Raw genomic sequence first — 439 nt, 5'->3', positions numbered from 1 at the left:
GCGACTCCTTCACCGTCCATTCCGAGGACGGCACCAGCCAGCTGATCACCATCTCCATCACCGGCACCAACGACGCCGCCATCATCGACGGCACCACCAGCGGCGCGGTCGACGAGGACGGCGCCGATGCCCCGGTCACCGCCATCGGCTCGCTGACGGCAAGCGACGTCGACAACGCCGACAACGTCTTCCAGGCCGACAGCGGCAGCACCAGCTACGGCAGCTTCACCATCGATGCCGCCGGCAACTGGACCTACACGCTCGACGACACCAATCCGACGGTCGACGCCCTCAATGACGGCGATCCGCTCAGCGACTCCTTCACCGTCCATTCCGAGGACGGCACCAGCCAGCTGATCACCATCTCCATCACCGGCACCAACGACGCCGCCATCATCGACGGCACCACCAGCGGCGCGGTCGACGAGGACGGCGCCGA

1 protein-coding gene is annotated in these 439 nt (G+C 67.0%); it reads left to right on the top strand.

What is annotated here, in order from left to right; genetic code table 11:
- On the top strand, positions 1-439 hold a 439-nt coding region (locus EN781_RS33880), incomplete at both ends, for a VCBS domain-containing protein (protein WP_210213523.1).

Source organism: Mesorhizobium sp. M4A.F.Ca.ET.090.04.2.1 (assembly GCF_003999085.1).
Classification (GTDB): domain Bacteria; phylum Pseudomonadota; class Alphaproteobacteria; order Rhizobiales; family Rhizobiaceae; genus Mesorhizobium.
This window is presented reverse-complemented; position numbering and strand designations above follow the sequence as displayed.